The organism is Streptomyces sp. P3, from assembly GCF_003032475.1.
GTDB lineage: Bacteria > Actinomycetota > Actinomycetes > Streptomycetales > Streptomycetaceae > Streptomyces.
On the sequence record NZ_CP028369.1, the window covers coordinates 5,404,007 to 5,428,323 of the forward strand.

General features: G+C 74.2%; 1 protein-coding gene. It reads left to right on the plus strand.

Translation table 11 applies throughout. The features are described 5' to 3' along the window. Positions 1-259: 259 nt before the first annotated feature. Positions 260-24,292, plus strand: a complete 24,033-nt coding sequence (locus C6376_RS24270; RefSeq protein WP_107445370.1) for a type I polyketide synthase — start codon at positions 260-262, stop codon at positions 24,290-24,292. The last annotated feature ends 25 nt before the right edge of the window (positions 24,293-24,317 follow it).

Here is a 24,317-nt window from a genome sequence, read left to right on the forward strand (position 1 = left end):
GCAGGAAACGGCCGTTCGGGGCCTCGGCACGTCCGGACCGTCCGACCGGCCATTGCCCCGGCCTGCGTGAACGGCGGCGGGCCCATGATTTCCAAGGGTTTCCCCAGAGAACCCGGCCGGGTGCCGAGAAAGGCTCCCGGGCCGGGTCATGCTGTCCCCACCGCTCGAGGAGCACACCAGCAGTCGGACGCCCACAGGGCCCGCCGACCACGCGCGGGGACACGTTCCGTCACAGAACCGATCAGCATGGGGGCAGTCCATGACGAATGAAGCGCAGCTTCGGGACTACCTCAAGCGGGTCACCGTCGATCTCCACAACACCCGCCGCCGGCTGCGGCAGTTGGAGGCCCGCGAGCAGGAGCCCGTCGCCATCGTCGGCATGAGCTGCCGCCTGCCCGGCGGCGTCCGCACACCCGACGACTTCTGGGACCTGCTGGTCGACGGGACCGACGCGGTGACCGGCTGGCCCGCCGACCGGGGCTGGTCCACCGTGCCCGGGCCGGACAACGGCGCCGCCGAACGTCGCCGTGGCGGTTTCCTCGACGACGCCGACCGGTTCGACCCCGCCTTCTTCGGTATCTCCCCGCGCGAGGCGCTCGCGATGGACCCGCAGCAGCGTCTGCTGCTCGAAGTGGTCTGGGAGGCCTTCGAGCGCGCCGGCATCGATCCCGCCACATTGCGAGGCAGCCGCTCGGGGGTGTTCGTCGGGTGCAGCGACCAGGGCTACACCTCTGGGCTGCGCGAGGTCCCCGACGACGTCCGGGGCCATCTGCTCACCGGCAACTCCATGTCGGTCCTCTCCGGCCGTGTCGCCTACACCCTGGGACTGGAAGGCCCCGCCGTCACCGTCGACACCGCCTGCTCCTCCTCCCTCGTCGCCCTGCACCTGGCCGCCCAGTCGCTGCGCTCCGGCGAGTGCTCTCTCGCCGTCGTCGGCGGTGTCACCGTCATGTCCAGCCCCGGCGCCTTCATCGAGTTCGAGCAGCAGGGCGGCCTGGCCGGCGACGGCCGCTGCAAGGCCTTCTCCGACGACGCGGACGGGACGGGCTGGGCCGAGGGCGCCGGAACGATCGTCGTCGAACGGCTCTCCGACGCCCGCCGCAACGGCCATCAGGTGCTGGCGGTGCTGCGCGGCAGCGCGGTCAACCAGGACGGCGCCTCCAACGGCCTCACCGCCCCCAACGGCCTTGCCCAGCAGCGCGTCATCCTCGCCGCGCTCGCCAACGCCGGCCTGCCCGCGTCCGAGATCGACGCCGTCGAGGCCCACGGCACGGGCACCTCGCTCGGCGACCCGATCGAGGCCCGGGCGCTTCTCGCGACCTACGGTCAGGGCCGCACCGCCGACCGGCCGCTGTGGCTCGGCTCGGCGAAATCCAACATCGGCCACACCCAGGCAGCCGCGGGCGTCGTCGGCGTCATCAAGTCCGTCCTCGCGCTACGACACGGCGTCCTGCCGCCCACCCTGCACGCCGATCGGCCCTCCCGGCACGTCGACTGGAGCGCCGGTCACGTCCGGTTGCTCACCGGGCCTGTCGACTGGCCGCACGTCGACCACCCGCACCGCGTCGGAGTCTCGGCGTTCGGCGTCTCCGGCACCAACGCCCACGCCGTCATCGAGCAGGCCCCCGAACCCGCCGTGGACGAGACCACCCCGGAACCGGAACCCCGTACCGCTCTCCCGGTCCTGCCGTGGCTCCTGTCCGCCCGCGACGAGACCGCGCTGCGCGGCCAGGCGGGCCGCCTGGCCGCCCACCTGACCGAGCGCCCGGACATCGACCTCTACGACCTGGCGGCCTCCCTGGCCACCACCCGCACCGCCTTCGAGACCCGCGCCGTGATCCAGGGCCACGGCCGCACCGAACTCCTCGCCGGTCTCTCCGCGTTGGCCACGGGCAAGCCCGACGCGCGCACCACGACCGGGACGACCCGGGGTGGTCGGACGGCGTTCTTGTTCGCTGGTCAGGGTGCGCAGCGGGTGGGGATGGGGCGTGAGCTGTATGGGGCGTTTCCGGTGTTCGCGGAGGCGTTCGACGCGGTGTGTGCGCGGGTGGGGGGTGGGTTGCGGGAGGTGGTGTTCGGCGAGGATGTGGAGTTGTTGGGGCGTACGGAGTGGGCGCAGCCTGCGTTGTTCGCGGTCGAGGTGGCTCTTTTCCGTCTGGTGGAGTCGTTCGGGGTGCGTCCGGACTTTGTGATGGGGCATTCGGTCGGTGAGATCGCGGCGGCGCATGTGGCGGGTGTGTTGTCTTTGGAGGATGCGTGTGCGTTGGTGGTGGCGCGGGGGCGGTTGATGCAGGGGTTGCCGTCGGGTGGGGTGATGGTGGCGGTGGAGGCGGCCGAGGGCGAGGTGCTGGCGCTGTTGGAGGGCCGTGAGGGTGAGGTGTCGGTCGCTGCGGTGAACGGTCCGCGTGCGGTGGTGATCGCGGGTGTCGAGGCGGCGGTCGCCGAGATCGCCGGTCAGCTCAAGGCGTTGGGTCGGCGGGCGTCTGGTCTGCGGGTGTCGCATGCGTTCCATTCGCCGTTGATGGAGCCGATGCTGGAGGCTTTCCGTGAGGTGGCGGAGGGCATCGCCTACGGTTCCGCGTCGATTCCGTTGGTGTCGAATGTGTCGGGGCGGCTCGCGGTGGAGGGCGAGTTGGCGTCGGCGGAGTACTGGGTGCGGCATGTGCGGGAGGCGGTGCGTTTCGCCGACGGGGTCGGTGTGCTGGCCGGCGAGGGTGTGACGCGGTTCCTGGAGATCGGCCCCGATGGCACCCTCACCGCACTCGCGCAGAACAGCGCGGCGGACGACATGCTGTACGCGCCGGTCCTCCGCAAGGACGGACAGGAGGCCCGGCACTTCGTGGCGGCCCTCGCGCGACTGCATCTGAGCGGCGCGGCGGTGGCGTGGTCCACGCTCCTCCCGGGGGCGCGGACGGTCGAGCTGCCCACGTACGCCTTCCGCCGTGACCGGTTCTGGCTGGAGCGTTCCTACGCCGAGGACGGTTCGGCCGTCGCCGTCGACGGCCTGCACCACCGTGTCGTCTGGCGCACGGTCGCCGGCCTGTCCGAGGGCGCGCGGCTGTCCGGGCGCTGGCTGTTCCTCAGGCCCGTGTCCTCGGCGGGCGCGGACGGCTGGGACGGCGCCCTGACTGGAGCACTGCACGACGCCGGTGCGGAACTGGTCGCCGTCGAGCACCACCACAGTGACAGCCGGGCCGAGTTGGCGCGCCGTATCGCCGTGGCCGTCGGCGACGCCCCGGTCACCGGCGTCGTCTCCACCCTCGCCCTGGAGCGCGGGGCGAACGGAGACGTGCCCGACGGCGTTCTCGCTACCACGGCGCTCGTCCAGGCCCTCGGTGACGCCGCCGTCTCGGCGCCGCTCTGGACCCTGACCCGGGAAGCCGTCACGGCGACGGCCGACGATCCGGCCCCGGAACCCGACCAGGCCGCCGTCTGGGGCCTCGGGCGCGTCGTCGCTCTGGAGCACCCCGACCGCTGGGGTGGTCTCGTGGACCTTCCCGCGCCCCTGGACCGGCGTTCGGCCGCCCGACTGGTCACCCTGCTCGCCGACGGCACGACGGCCATGGGTCCACGCGAGGACCAGGTCGCGGTCCGATCCGGCGGACTCCTGGGCCGCCGCCTGGTTCCGGCCTCTCCCGCACCGGAATCCGCCTGGCAGCCGTCCGGCACGGTCCTGGTGACCGGCGGCACGGGCGCGTTGGGGGCCCGAGTGGCGCGGTGGGCCGCCCGGGCGGGCGCCGCGCACCTGGTCCTGGTCAGCCGCAGCGGGGACCGGGCACCCGGTGCCGAGGAGCTGTGCGGCGAACTGCGTGACGCCGGCGTCGAAGTGACGTTCGCGGCAGTGGACCTGACGAACCGTAAGGCGCTGCGGGCGCTGCTCGACGCCCACCCCGTGGACGCGGTCGTCCACACGGCAGGGGTGTTGGAGGACGGCGTCCTCGACGGACTCACTCCGGCCGCCTTCAAGAAGGTCTTCGCCGCCAAAGTCGTCGGCGCACGCAACCTGGACGAGCTGACCCGCAACCGCGAGCTCTCCGCCTTCATCCTCTTCTCGTCCTTCGCCGGCACGGTCGGCTCCGCCGGGCAGGCCAACTACGCTGCCGCCAACGCCCTGTTGGACGCCCTCGCGGAGCGACGCAGGAGCGAGGGGCTGCCCGCCACCTCCATCGCCTGGGGGCCGTGGGCAGGCGGCGGCATGGCCGCCGACGCCGACGCGGAGGGCCGGCAGCTGAGAGGCGGTGTGGGCCTCCTCGACCCTGACCGGGCCCTGGACGCCCTCGCCGCCGCCGCTGGGGACGCGACGGCCGCCGCCTTCGTGGCCGACGTCGACTGGAGCCGTTTCGGCGCCGCCTTCACCGCGGTCCGGCACAGCCCGTTCCTCGCAGAGGTGTACCGCGCTCCGGTCGGACCCCGGGTCACCGCCGAGACCGTCACGACCGGACTCCAGGCGCGTCTGCGCGGCCTCGCCCCTGAGGCGCGCCTGCGGGAACTCGTCACAGAGGTCCGCGCCCGGGCCGCGGCGGCACTCGGACACGCCGGCACCGAGCAGGTCGGCGCGGAGCGGGCCTTCCGCGATCTGGGCGTGGACTCGCTCATCGCGGTGGAGCTGCGCAACGTTCTGGCTTCCGTGTCGGGAGTGGCTCTCCCGGCGACGGCGGTCTTCGACCATCCGACTCCGCAGGCGCTGGCCGTGTTCCTCCACGCCGAGCTGTTCGGGGACGAGACCGCCGCTGCCGCCACACCGCACGGGACGGCTGCGATCGCGGTGGACGAGCCGGTGGCGATCGTGGGCATGGCCTGCCGTTTCCCCGGCGACGCCGAGACCCCGGAGCAGTTCTGGGAGATGCTCGTCGACGGCCGCGAGGGCATCGGTGACTTCCCCACCGACCGCGGCTGGGACCTCGACCTGCTCTTCGCCCCCGACCCGGACAACCCGTACGCCAGCCACACCGCACGCGGCGGTTTCCTGTCGGGTGTGGGTGGTTTCGATGCGGAGTTCTTCGGGGTGTCGCCGCGTGAGGCGTTGGCGATGGATCCGCAGCAGCGGTTGTTGCTGGAGGTTTCGTGGGAGGCGGTGGAGCGGGCGGGGTTGGATCCCCGGTCGTTGCGGGGGAGTCGTACGGGTGTGTTCGTGGGGACGAACGGTCAGGACTATCCGGCGTTGTTGAGTGTGTCGGAGGGTGACTTCGGCGGTTATGTGGGCACGGGGAACGCGGCGAGTGTGGCGTCGGGGCGGGTGTCGTATGTGCTGGGTCTGGAGGGTCCGGCGGTGACGGTGGACACGGCGTGTTCGTCGTCGTTGGTGGCGTTGCATCTGGCGGGGCAGGCGTTGCGGTCGGGGGAGTGCGACCTGGCGCTGGCGGGCGGTGTGACGGTGATGTCGACGCCGGGTGCTTTCGTGGAGTTCGGTCGTCAGGGTGGGTTGGCGGCGGATGGTCGGTGCAGGGCGTTCGGTGAGGGTGCGGATGGTACGGGGTGGGGTGAGGGGGTGGGTGTCCTGTTGGTGGAGCGGTTGTCGGATGCGCGTCGGTTGGGGCATCGGGTGTTGGCGGTGGTGCGGGGTTCGGCGGTGAATCAGGATGGTGCGTCGAACGGGTTGACGGCTCCGAACGGTCCGTCGCAGCAGCGGGTGATTCGGGCGGCGTTGGGGTCGGCGGGGTTGTCGGCGGTGGATGTGGATGTGGTGGAGGCGCATGGTACGGGGACGCGGTTGGGTGATCCGATCGAGGCGCAGGCGTTGCTGGCGACGTATGGCCAGGGGCGGGACGGGGATCGGCCGTTGTGGTTGGGGTCGGTGAAGTCGAATGTGGGTCATACGCAGGCGGCTGCGGGTGTGGCCGGTGTGATCAAGATGGTGCTGGCGTTGCGTCGTGGGGTGTTGCCGGCGACGTTGCATGTGGGGGAGCCGTCGTCGCATGTGGACTGGTCGGCGGGGGAGGTGCGGCTGTTGACGGAGGCGCAGCCGTGGCCCGAGGCCGATGGGCGGGTACGACGTGCGGGAGTGTCGTCGTTCGGTCTGTCGGGGACCAACGCGCACGTCATCCTGGAGCAGGCCCCGGCCGAACCGGCGGACGAGGTAGAGAGTGGGGGTGCGGGTCTGCCGGTGGTGCCGTGGGTGCTGTCCGGACGCAGCTCCGACGCCCTGCGCTCACAGGCCACCCGGCTGCTGGACGCCGTACGGTCCACCCCCGACATCGAATGCGCGGAGGTCGGCGCCGCCCTTGTCGCGACGCGTACCGCGTTCGAGGAGCGGGCCGTCGTCTGGGGCCGGGACCGCGCCGAACTCCTCTCCGCTCTCGCAACGTTGGCGGCAGGCGAAGCCCACTCCCACGTCGTCACCGGAACGGTGGGCGAAGGCCGGACGGCGTTCTTGTTCGCTGGTCAGGGTGCGCAGCGGGTGGGGATGGGGCGTGAGCTGTATGCGTCGTTCCCGGTGTTCGCGGAGGCGTTCGACGCGGTGTGTGCGCGGGTGGGGGGTGGGTTGCGGGAGGTGGTGTTCGGCGAGGATGTGGAGTTGCTGGGGCGTACGGAGTGGGCGCAGCCTGCGTTGTTCGCGGTCGAGGTGGCTCTTTTCCGTCTGGTGGAGTCGTTCGGGGTGCGTCCGGACTTTGTGATGGGGCATTCGGTCGGTGAGATCGCGGCGGCGCATGTGGCGGGTGTGTTGTCTTTGGAGGATGCGTGTGCGTTGGTGGTGGCGCGGGGGCGGTTGATGCAGGGGTTGCCGTCGGGTGGGGTGATGGTGGCGGTGGAGGCGGCCGAGGGCGAGGTGCTGGCGCTGTTGGAGGGCCGTGAGGGTGAGGTGTCGGTCGCTGCGGTGAATGGTCCGCGTGCGGTGGTGATCGCGGGTGTCGAGGCGGCGGTCGCCGAGATCGCCGGTCGGCTCAAGGCGTTGGGTCGGCGGGCGTCTGGTCTGCGGGTGTCGCATGCGTTCCATTCGCCGTTGATGGAGCCGATGCTGGAGGCTTTCCGTGAGGTGGCGGAGGGCATCGCCTACGGTTCCGCGTCGATTCCGTTGGTGTCGAACGTGTCGGGGCGGCTCGCGGTGGAGGGCGAGTTGGCGTCGGCGGAGTATTGGGTGCGGCATGTGCGGGAGGCGGTGCGTTTCGCCGACGGGATCGGTGTGCTGGCCGCCGAGGGCGTGACGCGGTTCCTGGAGATCGGCCCCGATGGCACCCTCACCGCACTCGCCCGGACCGCTCTCGGGGACGGTGTCGTCTGCGTTCCCGTGCAGCGTAAGGGCCGCCCCGAGGTCGACGGCCTGTTCGCCGCGATGGCGGCTCAGTACGCCAACGGACTTCCCGTCCGCTGGGACGGGCTCTTCGCCGGCGTGCGCCCCGCGCCGCTGCCCACGTACGCCTTCCAGCGCACCCGGCACTGGCCCGAGGTGAAGAAGAGCGCCCTTACGGCGGCGGCCGCGGTGACGGCCGGGGAGGACGCGTTCTGGGCTGCCGTCGATCAGGGTGACGCCGATGGACTCGCCGGTGTCCTCGGCGTCGACGGCGCAGAGCTGAACGGTGTCGTGCCGGCGCTGGCGGAGTGGCGGCGTGCTCAGCTCGAGCGAACCGCCGCGGATGCGCTGCGCTACCACGTCCGTTGGGATCGTCTGGCGACGGACGGAGAGCGGACGGTCAACGGTCGGTGGCTGCTGCTGCAGGCCGGTGACGCCGATGTGCTGCCCGGCATCGAGGAGTTCGTGCCGGGAGTCGAGCGTGTGGTCTGCGCCGAGGGCATGGAACGCCCGGTGCTGCGCGCTCTGTTCGGCGTGGCCATGGCCGACGGCGTTCCCGTCGCCGGTGTGCTCTCGTGCCTGCCGGGTGTGGACAACGCCCTTGCCCTGGTGCAGGGCCACGGCGACGCGGGTCTCGGCGCGCGGCTGTGGATCGTCACCAGCGGGGCCGTGGCCGTGGGAGCCGGGACCGAGGCCGCGGTCGAACCCGGAGCGGCCTCCGTGTGGGGCCTCGGCCGGGTCGCCGCGCTCGAACACCCGGACGTCTGGGGCGGATTGCTCGATCTGCCCGCACGGCCGGACCGGCGCGTCCTCGCTCAGGCCGCCGCCCTTCTGGAGGCCGCCGACGAGGACCAGGTCGCGGTGCGCGGCGCGCAGGCCTACGCCCGCAGGATCGTGTCAGCCCCCGCCCCCGCCCCCGCCGGCACGGCGCAGTGGACATCACCGGAGCGCGTCCTCATCACCGGCGGCACGGGCGCCCTCGGCACGCGTGTCGCACACTGGGCCGTCGGGCGCGGGGCGCGCGAGGTGGTGCTGGCCGGCCGTCGCGGACTCCGTGCGCCCGGCGCGGCCGAGCTGTGCGCGGAACTCGCCGCGCTCGGGGCACGGGTGTCCGTCGTGGCCTGTGACGTGGGCGACCGGGACGCGGTCGCGCGGCTCCTCGCCGAGCACCCCGTGGACGCGGTGCTGCACTGCGCGGGCGTCCTCGACGACGACGTCATCGCCGCCTACTCGCCCGACCGGCTCGCGGCCGTGCTGCGGGCCAAGGCCGTGGCCGCCGACCACCTCGACGAACTCACCCGCGACAGCGACCTGTCGGCCTTCGTGACGTTCTCCTCGATCGCCGGCGTCTGGGGCAGCGGTGGGCAGGCCGCGTACGCCGCCGCCAACGCCCACCTGGACGCGCTGGTCGAACGCCGTCGCGCCCGCGGCCTGGCCGGCACCTCCGTGGCCTGGGGACCGTGGGGCGACACCGGCATGGCCGCCGACGAGGAGACGGCGAAGCTGCTGATCCGCAGGGGGCTGCGGCCGTTGGATCCCGCTGCCGCGCTGACCGCGCTCGAGCGCGCACTGGCCGGCCGGGACACGACCGTCGTCGTGGCCGACGTGGACTGGGAGCGGTTCCTGCCCGCCTTCACCACCGGCCGTCCCAGCCCCCTGCTCGCCGTGCCGACCGAGACGGCCGCGGACCCGGCCGTCGGCGAGTCCGTCCCGCAGGCGGACAACGCACTGCGCGACCGCCTCGCGCCGCTCACCGTGGACGAGCGCGCGGCCGCCCTGCTCGACCTGGTGTGCCGCCGCGCCGCCGCCGCGCTAGGCCACACCGACCCGGCCGCGGTCACCGTGGGACGCGCCTTCCGTGAAATGGGCTTCGACTCGCTGACCGCGGTCGAACTGCGCAACGACCTCACCGCCGAGACCGGCGTCCCGCTGCCGACCACGCTGGTCTTCGACCATCCCACCCCCCTCGCCGTCGCCGAACACCTTCGGGACGCGCTGTTCGGGACCGGGGAAGCCCGGCACGAGGCGACGGCACGGGTCACCGACGCCGACCCCGTGGTCGTCGTCGGCATGGGCTGCCGGCTGCCCGGCGGCATCGACGGCCCTGACCAGCTGTGGGAGCTGCTGGCCGCGGGCGGCGACACCGTCGGTGGCTTCCCCGAGGACCGCGGCTGGGACCTGACGTCCCTGCTCGAGGTCAGCGACACTCGTTCCGGCGGCTTCCTTGCCCGGGCCTCCGCCTTCGACGCCGCGTTCTTCGGCATCAGCCCCCGCGAGGCTCAGGCGCTCGACCCGCAGCAGCGGCTGGTGCTGGAAACCTCGTGGGAGGCACTGGAGTTCGCCGGCATCGACCCCACCGCTCTGAAGGGCTCGCGCACCGGCGTCTTCGTCGGAGCCGGCGGTTCGGGCTACGCCACCGGTCTGACGGAGATCCCCGAGGGCCTCGGCGGACATCTGCTGACCGGCCAGGCGGGCAGCGTGGTCTCCGGCCGCATCGCCTACTCCCTCGGACTCGAAGGCCCGGCCGTCACCGTCGACACCGCCTGCTCCTCCTCCCTGGTCGCCCTGCACCTGGCCGCGCAGTCGCTGCGGTCCGGCGAGAGCGACCTGGCCCTCGCCGGGGGCGTGACGGTCATGGCCGACCCGGGCGCCTTCGTCGAGTTCAGCCTTCAGGGCGGGCTGGCCCCGGACGGCCGGTGCAAGGCGTTCTCCGACGACGCCGACGGCACCGGCTGGGCCGAGGGTGTCGGCATCCTGGTCGTGGAGCGGCTGTCCGACGCCCGGCGCAACGGTCACCGTGTGCTGGCGGTCGTCGAGGGTACCGCCGTCAACCAGGACGGCGCGTCGAACGGTCTGACCGCCCCCAACGGGCCGTCGCAGCAGCGGGTCATCCGGCAGGCGCTGGCATCGGCGGGACTGTCCCCCCAGGACGTGGACGCCGTGGAGGCGCACGGCACCGGAACCGTCCTCGGCGACCCCATCGAGGCCCAGGCGCTGCTGGCGACCTATGGCCGGGACCGCGACGAGGACCGGCCGCTGTGGCTGGGCTCCGTCAAGTCCAACCTGGGCCACACCCAGGCAGCGGCCGGAGCCGTCGGCGTCATCAAGATGGTCCTCGCGCTGCGCAACGGCCTGCTGCCGTCCACCTTGCACACCGGCCGTCCCTCCTCCCGCGTCGACTGGAGCACCGGCGGGGTCCGCCTGCTGGACGAGGCCGTCGCCTGGCACGCCGGCGACCGCACCCGCCGCGCCGGTGTCTCCGCGTTCGGCGTCTCCGGCACCAACGCGCACGTCATCCTCGCCGAACCGGCCGCCGACGGACACGAGCCGAGCGCTCCCCGCACCGGCGGTACGGACCGCGAGCGGACGGCGCTGCCGTGGCTGCTGGCCGCGCGCAGCGCACCCGCCCTGCGTGACCAGGCGAGCCGGCTCCTCGCCCACCTGGAACAGCGCCCGCAACTGGACGCCGCCGACGTCGCGCACGCGCTTGCCTTCACGCGTGCGCCGCTCGAGCACCGTGCCGTCGTCACCGGCTCCGGCCGTGCCGCACTGCTGGCCGGACTCCGCGCGCTCGCCTCAGGAGAGCCGGACCCCGCCGTCGTCACCGGGGACACCCTGACCGGGGGCGGCACCGCGTTCCTGTTCGCCGGACAGGGCACCCAGCGCCCCGGGATGGGCCGCGGACTGTACGAGGCGTTCCCCGTGTACGCCGACGCCTTCGAGGCCGTCTGCGGGCACTTCGACGGACTCCTCGCGCGGCCCCTGGCCGAGGTGGTGAACGAGGGCGACACGGACATCCTGAACCGCACCGAGTACGCCCAGCCGGCCCTGTTCGCCGTCGAGGTCGCCCTCTTCCGGCTCCTGGAGTCGTTCGGGGCGCGGCCCACCCACCTGACCGGCCACTCCGTGGGCGAGATGGCCGCCGCCCACGTGGCCGGGGTGTTCAGCCTGCCCGACGCCTGCCGCCTGGTCGCCGCCCGCGGCCGGCTGATGCAGGCGCTGCCCGAGGGCGGCGCGATGATCGCCCTCCAGGCGTCCGAGGACGAGGTGCTGCCGCTGCTCGCCGGAGGTGAGGAGGCCATCGGGGTGGCGGCCGTCAACGGACCCCGGTCCGTGGTCGTCTCCGGCGACGAGGACGCCGCTCTCGCCGTCGCCGCCCACTTCGCGGAGCAGGGCCGCAGGACCACCCGGCTGCGGGTCGGTCACGCCTTCCACTCGCCGCGCATGCAGCCGATGCTCGACGACTTCCGGGCCGTGGCGGACACCGTCGAATACACCGAGCCCCGCGTCCCCGTCGTCTCCGACCTCACCGGCCGCGTCGCCGAACCCGGCCTGCTGACGGACGTCGCGTACTGGGTGCGGCACGTGCGGCACGCCGTACGGTTCGCCGACGCGGTCGCCACCCTGGAGGAGCAGGGCGTCGCCCGCCTCGTCGAACTCGGCCCCGACACGACCCTGACCGCCCTGGCACAGGCGGCCTGGCAGGGCGGTACGCCGCTCGCCGTGCCCACGCTGCGCGACGACCGCGACGAGGCGGAGACGTTCCTGACCGCGGTCGGCGCCCTGCACGCCCACGGCGCACCCGTCGACCGGCGAGCCGTGCTCGACGCCACCGCGCCCGGCGCCCGCCCGGTGGAGCTGCCCACCTACGCCTTCCAGCACCGGCCGTACTGGATCGAGGCGGGGGCGGCCGGGGGCGACCCGGCCGCCGCCGGACTCATGCCCGCCGACCACCCCCTGCTCGGCGCGGTCGTCCCGTCCGCCGTCGACGACTCCCTGCTGTTCACCGGCCGCCTCGGCACCCGTGCCGCGAGCTGGCTCGCCGCACACCGCATCGGCGGCACGGCCGTCGTCCCGAGCACCGCCTTCCTCGAGCTGGCCCTCGCCGTCGGCGCCCACGCGAACTGCCCGCAGATCCGGGAACTGGTCCTGGAACGCCCGCTGTCACTGCCCGAGCACGACGGCGTCGCCCTGCAGATCCGCGTGGAGGCGCCCGACGTCCGTGGCGATCGTGCCTTCGCCGTCCACGCACGTCCGGCCGCCGACACCGGCGGCGCGTGGAACCGGCACGCCGCCGGTGTCCTCACGGCGCAGACCGAACCGGCCCCGGAGCACGACCTGACGGCATGGCCGCCGCCCGGCGCCGAGGAACTGGACACCGACGGGCTGTACACGCGGCTGCGGGAGGCCGGCCTCGACTACGGGCCCGTCTTCCAGGGCCTGTCGGCCGCCTGGCGGGACCGGACCGCCGTGTACGCCGAGGTCGCGCTCCCCGAGTCCGCCACGGCCGACGCCGGCCGCCACGACCTGCACCCGGCACTGCTCGACGCCGCCCTGCACCCGTTGGGCCTCGGGACGTTCGACGGCCTGGGCGAGGGACGCATGCTGTTCTCCGCGGGCGCGGTCCGGCTGTTCGCCACCGGCGCCACGACGCTGCGTGTCCGCCTGGAGCGCAGCGGAGCGGACACGCTGTCCCTCACCGCCGCCGACGCGGTCGGCGACCCCGTCCTGACCGTCGGGTCGCTGCTGCTGCGGCCCGTGCCCGGCACGCCCACGCCCCCCGCCGCCGCCCGCCCGGAGACCGCGCCCGCCGCGGAACCGGGCCGCCGCCGGGCCGCCGCCCGTACCCAGCCCCCCGGCAGCCTCCTCGAACGGCTGGCCGGCCGCCCGGCCGCGGAACGCGAGCGTTCGCTCCTCGCCACCGTCCGGGACCGGGTCGCCGCCGTGCTCGGCCACAGCGGTCCCGAAGAGGTCGAACCCGCCCGGCCCTTCACCGACCTCGGCCTCACCTCCCTGACCGCGGTCGAACTGCGCAACGGGCTCAGCGCGGCCCTCGGCGTCACCCTGCCCGCCACCCTCGTCTTCGACCACCCGACGCCCGCCGTCCTCGCCCGGCACCTCGCCGACGACCTGTTCGGCGACGTCGTCACCGGCGGGCCCGCCGCGCGCGTCCGCCGCGCCGTCGACGACGACCCGATCGCGGTCGTCGGCATGGCCTGCCGTTACCCCGGCGGCATCGCCGGGCCCGAGGACCTGTGGGACCTGGTGCGCGCCGGAGTGGACGGCATCTCGCCGCTGCCCACCGACCGCAACTGGAATCCCGAACGGCTCTACCACCCCGACCCCGACCACCCGGGCACGGTCTACACCCGGGAAGGCGGGTTCCTCCACGACGCGAGCAGCTTCGACCCGGCGTTCTTCGCGATCAGTCCGCGCGAGGCCCTCGCCATGGACCCCCAGCAGCGCCTGCTCCTCGAGGTGTCCTGGGAGGCACTGGAGCGCGCGGGCGTCGACCCCGTCGCCGCCCGCGGCTCCGACACCGGCGTCTTCGCCGGCGTCACCTACCAGGACTACGTGACGATCCTCGCCGCCTCCGACGACAACTTCGAGGGCTACGTGGGCACCGGCAACTCGCCCAGCGTGCTGTCCGGCCGCATCTCCTACGCCCTCGGCCTGGAAGGCCCCGCCGTCTCCGTCGACACCGCCTGCTCCTCCTCCCTGGTCGCCCTGCACCTGGCCGCACAGTCGCTGCGGCAGGGAGAGTGCGGACTCGCCCTGGCCGGCGGTGTCACCGTGATGTCCACGCCGGGCTCGCTCATCGAGTTCAGCCGACAGCGCGCTCTCGCCGAGGACGGCCGCTGCAAGCCGTTCTCCGCGGACGCCGACGGCGCGAGCTGGGCCGAGGGCGTCGGCATGATCGTCCTGGAACGCCTCTCCGACGCGCGCCGCAACGGTCACCAGGTGCTCGCCGTCGTCCGTGGCTCCGCCCTCAACCAGGACGGCGCGTCCAACGGTCTGACCGCCCCCAACGGGCCGTCGCAGCAGCGGGTCATCCGGCAGGCGCTGGCGTCGGCGGGGCTGTCGCCGCAGGACGTGGACGCCGTGGAGGCGCACGGCACCGGAACCACCCTCGGCGACCCCATCGAGGCCCAGGCGCTGATCGCGGCCTACGGCCAGGACCGCGACGACGAACATCCCCTGTGGCTCGGCTCGCTGAAGTCCAACATCGGGCACAGCCAGGCCGCCGCTGGCGTCGGCGGCGTCATCAAGATGGTCATGGCCCTGCGCGAGGGGATCCTGCCGCGCACCCTGTACGCGGACGACCCGACCCCGCACGTCGACTGGAGCGCCGGCCGGGTCCGGCTGCTGAGCGAGGAACGTCCCTGGCCCGTCACCGGCCGTGCCCGCCGCGCCGGGGTGTCCTCCTTCGGAATGAGCGGCACCAACGCGCACGTCATCGTCGAGCAGGCCCCCGACGCGCCGGCACTGCCCGCCGGGCGGATCGCACTGCCCGCCGTCCCCGTGCTGCTGTCCGCCCGCACGCCCGCCGCGCTGCGCGCCCAGGCCGTCCGGCTGCGCGCCCACCTGCGCGCCCGGCCCGGCACGTCGCTCACCGACCTCGGCTACACCCTCGCCGTCGGACGTGCCTCCTTCGCCCACCGTGCCGCCGTCCTGGCCGACGACGCGGACCGGCTCGACGAGACGCTCGCCGCGCTCGCCGCCGACGGACCGCTCACCGCGCCCGCCGTGGTCGGCGCGGCCGTCCCCGGAGGCGACGAACCCGTGCTCGTCTTTCCGGGACAGGGCGCCCAGTGGGTCGGCATGGCCCGCGAACTCCTCCACGAGTCAGCGGTGTTCGCCGACCGGATCGACGCCTGCGAGCAGGCGCTCGCCCCGCACGTCGACTGGTCGCTGACCGCGGTACTGCGGGGCGACGAGGACGCCGCCGACCTCGGCCGCGTCGACGTCGTCCAGCCGGCCCTGTGGGCCGTCATGGTGGCGACCGCCGCCCTCTGGCGAGCCCACGGCGTCCGTCCGGCCGCCGTCGTCGGACACTCCCAGGGCGAGATCGCGGCCGCGTGCGTCGCGGGCGCCCTGAGTCTGGAGGACGGCGCCCGGGTCGTCGCCCTGCGCAGCCGGGCCATCACCGGTATCGCCGGCACCGGCGGCATGATGTCCGTGCCGTTGCCGGCCGACGACACCCGCGCCCGCATGGCGCCGTGGGCGGACCGGCTCGCCGTCGCGGCCGTCAACGGACCCACGTCCGTCGTCGTCTCCGGCGAGGCCGGCGCGCTGGACGAACTGCACGTCGCCCTCACCGGGGACGGCGTCCGGGCCCGCAAGGTCAACGTGGACTACGGGTCGCACTCCGCACAGGTCGAGGCGATCCGCGACACCGTCCTCGCCGCCCTGGACGGCATCACCCCACGGGAGGCGGACCTCCCCTTCCGCTCCTCCCTCACCGGCGACTGGCTCGACACCACCGCGCTGACCGCCGACTACTGGTACGCCAACCTGCGCGAGACCGTCCGCTTCGAGGACGCCGTGCGCGGCCTGATCGACGCCGGACACCGCACCTTCGTCGAGGTCGGACCGCATCCGGTGCTCGCCGTCGGACTGCGTGACACCCTCGACGAGGCCGGAGTGGACGGGGCCGTCCTCGGCTCCCTGCGACGCGACCGGGGCGACCTCGGGCAGTTCCTCGGCGCGCTCGCCGAGGCGCACGTGCACGGCGTCGACGTCGACTTCGAAGCGGTCTTCGACGGCACCGGCGCCACCCGCACCGACCTGCCCACCTACCCGTTCGAGCACCGGCGTTACTGGCCGACTCTGCGGGAGGCGGTCGCCGCCGACCTCGCCGCCGACGGCGGGCTCACGGCCGACTCCGTCGAGGCCCGCTTCTGGCAGACCGTCGAGCAGGAGGACCTGGAGAGCCTGACCGACGCCCTCGACCTGCCCGCCGACGCCCCGCTCAGCACCGTGCTGCCCGCGCTGGGCAGTTGGCGGCGCGCCCGCCGGGCACTGGCGACCACGGACGCCTTGCGCTACCGCGTCGCCTTCACACCGCTCGACCCCGGCCCGGCCGCCCTCACCGGAACCTGGCTGCTGCTCGCCCCCGCCGACGCCGCCGGGCACACCGCACTCGCCGACGCGGCCGCCGACGCGCTGACCGCGGGCGGCGCCCGCACGGTCCGCCGGATCGTCCTGCCGGACGGCGGAGCCGACCGGGCCACGCTCGCCGGCCTCCTCACGGCCGGCGGAGACACGGGACGCGTCGACGGCCTGCTCTCCCTGCTCGCACTCGACACCCGCGACCACCCCGCCCACCCGGCCGTCCCGGTCGGTCTCACCTCGACGCTCGCCCTGGTGCAGGCGCTCGGCGACCTCGGCGTCGACGCACCCCTGTGGTGCGCGACCCGCGGCGCCGTCGCGGTGGGCGCGGCCGACCCCGCGCCGGACGCCGCACAGGCCCTCGTCTGGGGCTTCGGCCGGGTCGCCGCCATGGAGCACGCCGAGCGCTGGGGCGGCCTGATCGATCTGCCCGCCGACCTCGACGCCCGCTCCGCCACCCGCCTGACCGCCGTTCTCGCCGACCCCGGCCAGGAGGACCAGATCGCGCTGCGCGCCACGGGCGCCCACGGCCGGCGGCTGGTCCACGCCCCGGGCGCGGACGTCCTCGCCGAGCACTGGCGGCCCCGCGGAACCGTCCTGGTCACCGGCGGCACCGGAGCCCTGGGCGGTCACGTCGCCCGTTGGCTCGCCGACCGCGGCGCGACCCGTCTCGTACTGGCCGGCCGCCGCGGCGCCGACGCGCCGGGCGCCGTCGGCCTGCGGGACGAACTCACCGCCCGTGGAGTCGACGTCACCCTCGCGGCCTGTGACGTGTCCGACCGGACCGCCCTCGCCGGCCTGCTCGCCGCGGTCCCCGCGGACCTGCCCCTGGACGCGGTGTTCCATGTCGCCGGCGCCCTCGACGACGGTGTGATCGAATCACTCGGCGCCGACCGCATGGAACCGGTCCTTCGCGGCAAGGCCACCGCCGCCAGGGCCCTGCACGAACTCACCCGCGATCTCGACCTCTCCGCCTTCGTCATGTTCTCCTCCACCGCGGGCGTCCTGGGTGGCGCGGGCCTCGGCAACTACGCTCCCGGCAACGCGTATCTCGACGCCCTCGCCGCCGAACGCCGCGCCGCCGGCCTTCCCGCCACGGCCGTCTCCTGGGGCCTGTGGGCCGAGGGCGGCATGGTGGGAGACGCCGTCGGCGACCGCATGCGCCGTTACGGAGTGCACCCCATGGACACCGCCGAGGCCTGCGAGGCCCTCGGTCGTGCCCTCGACCTCGGCGACACCCACGTCGTCGTCACCGACCTGCGCTGGGACACCTACGCGCTGTCCTTCACCGCCCCGCGGCCCAGCCGCCTTCTCGACGAACTGCCGGCCGCACGGCGGGCGTTGGACGCCGCTCGGCCGGACCCGACGGCCGCGGCCGAGGTGTCCTCGCTGCATGCCCACCTGACGGCCCTGCCCGACTACGAACGGGCCGGCGCCGCCCTGGAGATCGTGCGCGGACACGTCGCGAGCGTCCTCGGGTACCCCTCGGCCGACGCCGTCGAACCCGAACGCCCCTTCACCGACCTGGGTATCGACTCGCTCAGCGCCGTCGAACTGCGCAACGGCATGAACCGCGTCACCGGCCTGCGCCTGCCGAGCACCCTCGTCTTCGACCACCCCCACTGCCGGGCCCTGGCCGACTTCCTGCTCAGCCAGGTCGCCGACGACACCGCGCCCGACGCCCCGGACGAAACCCGGCGCCGCACCGCGGTCGACGACGACCCGATAGCCGTCGTCGCCATGGGCTGCCGCTTCCCCGGCGGCATCGACACCCCCGACCAGCTGTGGCGGATGCTCCTGGACGGCGAAGAGGGCCTCGTCCCCTTCCCCGAGGACCGCGGCTGGGATCTCGACGCCCTCCACCACCCCGAGCCAGGGAAGGGGGGCGCCGTCCACACCCGGACCGGCGGATTCCTCAGCGACGCGGGCGGATTCGACCCGGCGTTCTTCAACATCTCGCCGCGCGAGGCCGTGGCGATGGACCCGCAGCAGCGTCTCCTGCTGGAGATGGCGTGGGAGACGTTCGAGCGGGCGGGGATCGATCCGCGGTCGCTGCGCGGCAGCCGGACCGGCGTGTTCGCCGGCACCAACGGCCAGGACTACACCGGAATGCTCGCCGCCTCCGGCGAGGACTTCGAGGGCTACATGCTCACCGGCAACGCCGCCAGCGTCGTCTCCGGCCGGCTCTCCTACACCTTCGGGCTGGAGGGCCCGGCGGTCACCGTCGACACCGCCTGCTCCGCCTCCCTCGTGGCCCTGCACCTCGCCGTGCAGTCCCTGCGCACCGGCGAATGCGACCTCGCCCTCGCCGGCGGCGTCACCGTCATGGCCTCACCCGGTCTGTTCGTGGACTTCAGTCGTCAGCAGGGGTTGGCGGTGGATGGTCGGTGCAAGGCGTTCGCGGAGGCGGCGGACGGGACGGGGTTTTCGGAGGGTGGTGGTCTGTTGTTGGTGGAGCGGTTGTCGGATGCGCGGCGGTTGGGGCATCCGGTGTTGGCGGTGGTGCGGGGTTCGGCGGTGAATCAGGACGGTGCGTCGAACGGGTTGAGTGCGCCGAACGGTCCGTCGCAGCAGCGGGTGATCCGTGCGGCGTTGGCGGATGCGGGTGTGTCGGCGGTGGATGTGGATGTGGTGGAGGCGCACGGTACGGGGACGCGGTTGGGTGATCCGATCGAGGCGCAGGCGTTGTTGGCGACCTATGGCCGGGGGCGGGACGGGGGTCGTCCGTTGTGGTTGGGGTCGGTGAAGTCGAACGTCGGTCATACGCAGGCGGGTGCCGGTGTGGCGGGTGTGATGAAGATGGTGCTGGCGATGGGGGCGGGTGTGGTGCCGGCGACGTTGCATGTGGATGAGCCGTCGTCGCATGTGGACTGGTCGTCGGGTGCGGTGGAGTTGGTGACGGGGGCGCGGGTGTGGGAGGAGGAGGCCGGGCGTCCGCGGCGTGCGGGTGTGTCGTCGTTCGGTATCAGCGGTACCAACGCGCACGTCATCCTGGAAGGCGTCACCGAAGGACCGCACACCGACGAACCTCTCGCCGACGACGCGGACACCCCGCCCGCCCCCTGGGTCCTCACCGCACGCAGCCGTGACGCCCTGCGCGCCCAGGCCGCCCGACTCCTCGGGCACCTGCGGGAGTCGCCCGACACCGGTGTCGCCGACATCGGCCTGTCGCTCGCCGCGACCCGCACCGCCTTCGAGCACCGCGCCGTCGTCCTCGGCGCCGACCGGGCGGTGCTGACCGACGGACTGAAGCTGATCGCCTCCGGCGAGAGCGGACCGCACACCGTGACCGGCGTGCGCCGCGGTGAAGGCAGGACCGCCTTCCTCTTCTCCGGGCAGGGCGCCCAGCGCCCGGGCATGGGACGCGGACTGTACGAGGCGTTCCCCGTCTACGCGGACGCCTTCGACGATGTCTGCGCCCACCTCGGCGACGAACTGCGCGACCTCGTCCTCGGCGGCGAGGCCGAGCAACTGCACCGCACCGAGTGGACCCAACCCGCGCTGTTCGCCGTGGAAGTGGCCCTGTACCGACTCCTGGAGTCGTGGGGCGTCCGCCCGGACCACGTCGCCGGCCACTCCGTCGGCGAGATAGCCGCGGCCCATGTCGCCGGCGTGTTCTCCCTCCGGGACGCCTGCGCCCTGGTCGCCGCCCGCGGCCGGCTGATGCAGGAACTCCCCTCAGGAGGCGCGATGTTCGCGCTCGAAGCCGCCGAGGACGAGGTACGCCCCTTGCTGGAGGGGCTCCGCGACGGGGGCATCGCCGCGGTGAACGGCCCGCGCTCGGTGGTCGTCTCCGGCGCCGAGGACACGGTCACCGGCATCGCCGCGCGCCTCGCCGCCGACGGGCGACGCACCACCCGGCTGCGGGTCGGCCACGCCTTCCACTCCCCGCTCATGGAGCCGATGCTCGACGCGTTCCGCGAGGTCGCCACGAGCATCGCCTACGAGGCGCCCCGGATGTCGGTAATCTCCAACGTCACCGGCCGCGCCGCCGACGGCGAACTCCAGGACCCCGAGTACTGGGTGCGCCATGTACGGGAGGCCGTCCGCTTCGCCGACGGCCTCCGCTGGCTCGCCGAGCACGGTGTCGACCGGTTCCTGGAGGTCGGCCCCGACGGCACCCTCACCGCGATGGCGCAGAGCTGCCTGCCGGACGCCGAGGGCACCCTCTTCGTGCCGTCGCTGCGCAGGGACCGTGCCGAGCGCGAGACGCTCGTCGAAGCCGTCGCGCGGGCCTTCGCGCACGGTCTGCCGGTCGACTGGCCGCGACTGTTCGACGGCTCGGGCGCCCGCACCGTACAGCTGCCCACGTACCCCTTCCAGCGCCGCCGCTTCTGGCCGCGACCGCCCCTGCTCCTCGGCGACGTCACCTCCGCCGGGCTGGGCGCGAGCAGCCATCCGCTGCTCGGCGCGGCCGTCGAACTGGCCGACGGCGACACCCAGGTCCTCACCGGCCGGCTCGCGCTCGGCAGCAGCCCGTGGCTCAAGGACCACGCGCTCACCGGCACCGCCCTGTTCCCGGCGACCGGGTTCCTCGACCTGGCTCTGCACGCGGGCGCCCGGACCGGCTGCGAACAGGTCGCGGAACTGACGATCCTGGCCCCGCTCACCCTGCCCGCCCAGGGCGGTGTCCAGGTCCAGGTACGGGTCGAGGCCCCGGACGCCACCGGCGCCCGCCCCCTGACCGTGCACGGCCGGCCCGACGCCGCCGAGCCCGGCACACCGTGGACCCTGCATGCCGGCGGCCTGCTCACCGCCGCCGCCGAACCGGCGTCCGCACCGTACGACTTCACCGTCTGGCCGCCCGAGCACGGCACGGAGGTGCCGCTCGACGGCTTCTACGACGCCTTCGCCGACCGCGGCCACCTCTACGGTCCGCTGTTCCAGGGGCTGACCCGGGTCTGGACGCGCGGCGAGGAGGTGTTCGCCGAGGTCGAGCTGCCCGCGGACGCCGTGCCGGCCGCCGACGCCTTCGACCTGCACCCGGCCCTCCTCGACGCCGCGCTGCACGCCGTGATGTTCGTGCCCATGAAGGACACCGGACGGCTGCCCTTCTCGTGGAGCGACGTGCGCCTGGACGCCGTCGGCGCCTCGGCGCTGCGGCTGCGGATGGTCCAGGAAGGCCCGGAGGCCGTCGGCCTCGCCCTCGCCGACCCGACGGGCCGCCCGGTCGGCTCCGTCGGCTCGCTCACCCTGCGCGAGCTGACCGGCGACCTGGCGGGCTCCACCGTCGGCGCCCCGGACCGGCAGGGCCTGTACGAACTGGACTGGCAGCCGGTGGCCGCGGTGGACGCCGTCGTGCCGGCCGCATGGACGGTCGTCGGCGCCGGCGAGGCACTGGCCGGTGCCCTGCGCGCCGCCGGTCACACCGTGCGCCGCGTCCCCGCCCTCGGCGCCCTGGCGGAGACCGGGGAGGTGCCCGACACCGTCCTGTACGCCGTGCCCGTCGCGGCGGACATCCAGGGCGACGCCGAGGGCGTCCTCGCCGACGCGACCCGCGCGACCCTCGCCGAGGCGCTCGCCGTCGTCCGGCAGTGGGCGGACGACCCGGTGTTCGCGCACGCCCGGCTCGCCGTCGTCACCCGCGACGCCGTTCCCACAGGCCCCCGGCCGGCCGACCCGGCGCAGGCGGCGGTCTGGGGCCTCGTGCGGGCCGCCCGCACCGAGAACCCGGGCCGCTTCGTCCTCGCCGACACCGACGGCGGCGACGCCTCGGCGCTCGCACTGCCCGCCGCGCTCGGCGACACCGCGTTCGAACTCGTCGTCCGGGACGGGACGGTGGCGGCACCGCACATCGTGCCGCTGGCCGCCGACCGCGCTCTCCTCCCGCCCGCCGGCACCGCCGCCTGGCGGCTCGGCGTGGAACACCGGGGCAGCCTGGACGGCCTGCGTCTCGAGGCCTGCCCGGAGGTCGACGCGCCGCTCGCCCCCAACGAGGTGCGCATCTCGATGCGCGCCGCCGGCGTCAACTTCCGCGACGTCCTCACCGCGCTCGGCATGTACCCCGGCGACGCCACCGCGATAGGCCTGGAGGGCGCCGGTGTGGTCACCGGGGTCGGCGCCGAGGTGACCGTCCTCGCACCCGGGGACCGGGTGATGGGCATGTTCGCCGGCGCCTTCGGGCCCGTCGCGGTCGCCGACGCCCGGATGGTCACGAGGATCCCGAAGGGCTGGAGCTTCGCCGAGGCCGCGACCGTCCCCATCGCCTACCTCACCGCCTACTACGCACTGGTCGACCTGGGCGGACTCGAGCCCGGCGAGAGCGTTCTCGTGCACGCCGCGGCCGGCGGCGTCGGCTCGGCCGCCGTCCGGCTCGCCCGGCACCTCGGCGCCGAGGTCTACGGAACCGCGTCACCCGCCAAGTGGGACGCGCTGCGCGCCGCCGGCCTCGACGACGCCCATACCGCCTCCTCCCGCGACCTCGGCTTCGAGGAGCGGCTGCGCACCGCCACCGACGGCCGCGGTTTCGACGTAGTCCTCGACTCGCTGGCCCGGGAGTTCGTCGACGCCTCCCTGCGGCTGCTGCCGCGCGGCGGCCGCTTCCTGGAGATGGGCAAGACCGACGTACGCGACGCCGGACAGGTCGCCGCCGACCATCCCGGCGTCGACTACCGGGCGTTCGACCTGGTCGAGGCAGGTCCCGACCGGATCGGCGAGATCCTGGCCGATCTGGCCGACCTGTTCGGGCGCGGTGTGCTCAGGCCGCTGCCGATGGCCGTATGGGACGTACGCAGGGCACCCGACGCATTCCGGTTCGTCAGCCAGGCACGGCACATCGGCAAGGTCGTGCTGACCCTGCCGACCGAGCCCGACCCGGCCGGCACGGTCCTGCTGACCGGCGGACTCGGCGGACTCGGCCGCATCACCGCCCGTCACCTCGTCGCCGAGCACGGTGTACGGCACCTGCTGATCGCGGGCCGGCGCGGCCCGGACGCGCCCGGCGCCGCCGCACTGCGCGACGAACTCGCCGAGCTGGGAGCCGACGTCACGGTGGCCGCCTGCGACGTGGCCGACCGCACCGCGCTCGCCGCGCTCCTCGCGGCCATCCCCGCCGACCGGGCGCTGACGGCCGTGATCCACACCGCGGGAGTCCTCGCGGACGGCGTGCTGTCCTCGATGACACCGGACCGACTGGCCGAAGCGCTGCGCCCCAAGGCGGACGCCGTGGTCGCGCTGCACGAACTGACCCGCGACCTCGACCTGGCCCGGTTCGTGGTCTTCTCCTCCGTCGCCGGCACCTTCGGCGGAGCGGGACAGGCCAACTACTCGGCCGCCAACGCCTTCCTGGACGCCTTCGCCCACCACCGGCGTGCCCACGGCCTGCCCGCCGTGTCGCTCGCCTGGGGCACCTGGCTGCCCGGCGCGGGCATGACCGGAGAACTCGGCGACGCCGACCGCGAACGGCACGCCCGCACCGCAATGGTGCCGCTCGACGCCACTGCCGGCATGCGGCTGCTGGACGCCGCGGCCGGCACCGACCGGGCCGCACTGCTGCCGATGGACCTGGACCCGGCCGCGCTGCGCGAACACCACGACGTCCTGCCGGTGCTCCTGCGGGGCCTGGTCCGCACCCCCGCCCGGCGCCGCGCCACGGCCGCCGGGACGGCGCCCGTCACGGGGGCTCCGCAGTCGCTGGCCGACCGGCTGGCCCCGCTGCCCGGCGCGGACCGCGACCAGCTCCTCCTCGACGTGGTCGCGGAGCAGGCCGCCGCGGTCCTCGGACACGGCTCGGCGGCCGACATCGACCCCGAGCAGACCTTCAAGGAGCTGGGCTTCGACTCGCTGACGGCGGTCGAGCTGCGCAACCGGCTCGGCGCCGCCACCGGCCTGCGGCTGCCCGCCACCCTCGTCTTCGACTACCCGACCGCCCTGGCCCAGGCCCGGTACCTGCTGAACGAACTGTCCCTGCCCGAACCGCCCGGCACCGCGCAGGCCCTTTTCGCGGAGATGGACCGTCTGGAGGGCTCCCTGGCGGACGCCGACATGGCCGGTGAGGACCACGAGAAGGTCACCGCCCGGCTGCGCGAGCTGCTCTCCCGCTGGCAGGGCGAGCCCCTCGTGGCTGCCGCCGTCCCCGCCGCCGTCTCCGCCGCACAGGACGCGGAACTCGCCGACGTCGAGACGGCGGGCGACCTCTTCGACCTGATCGACCGCGAGCTGGGCGACGTATGAGCACCCCGCCGGTCCTCCGCACGCA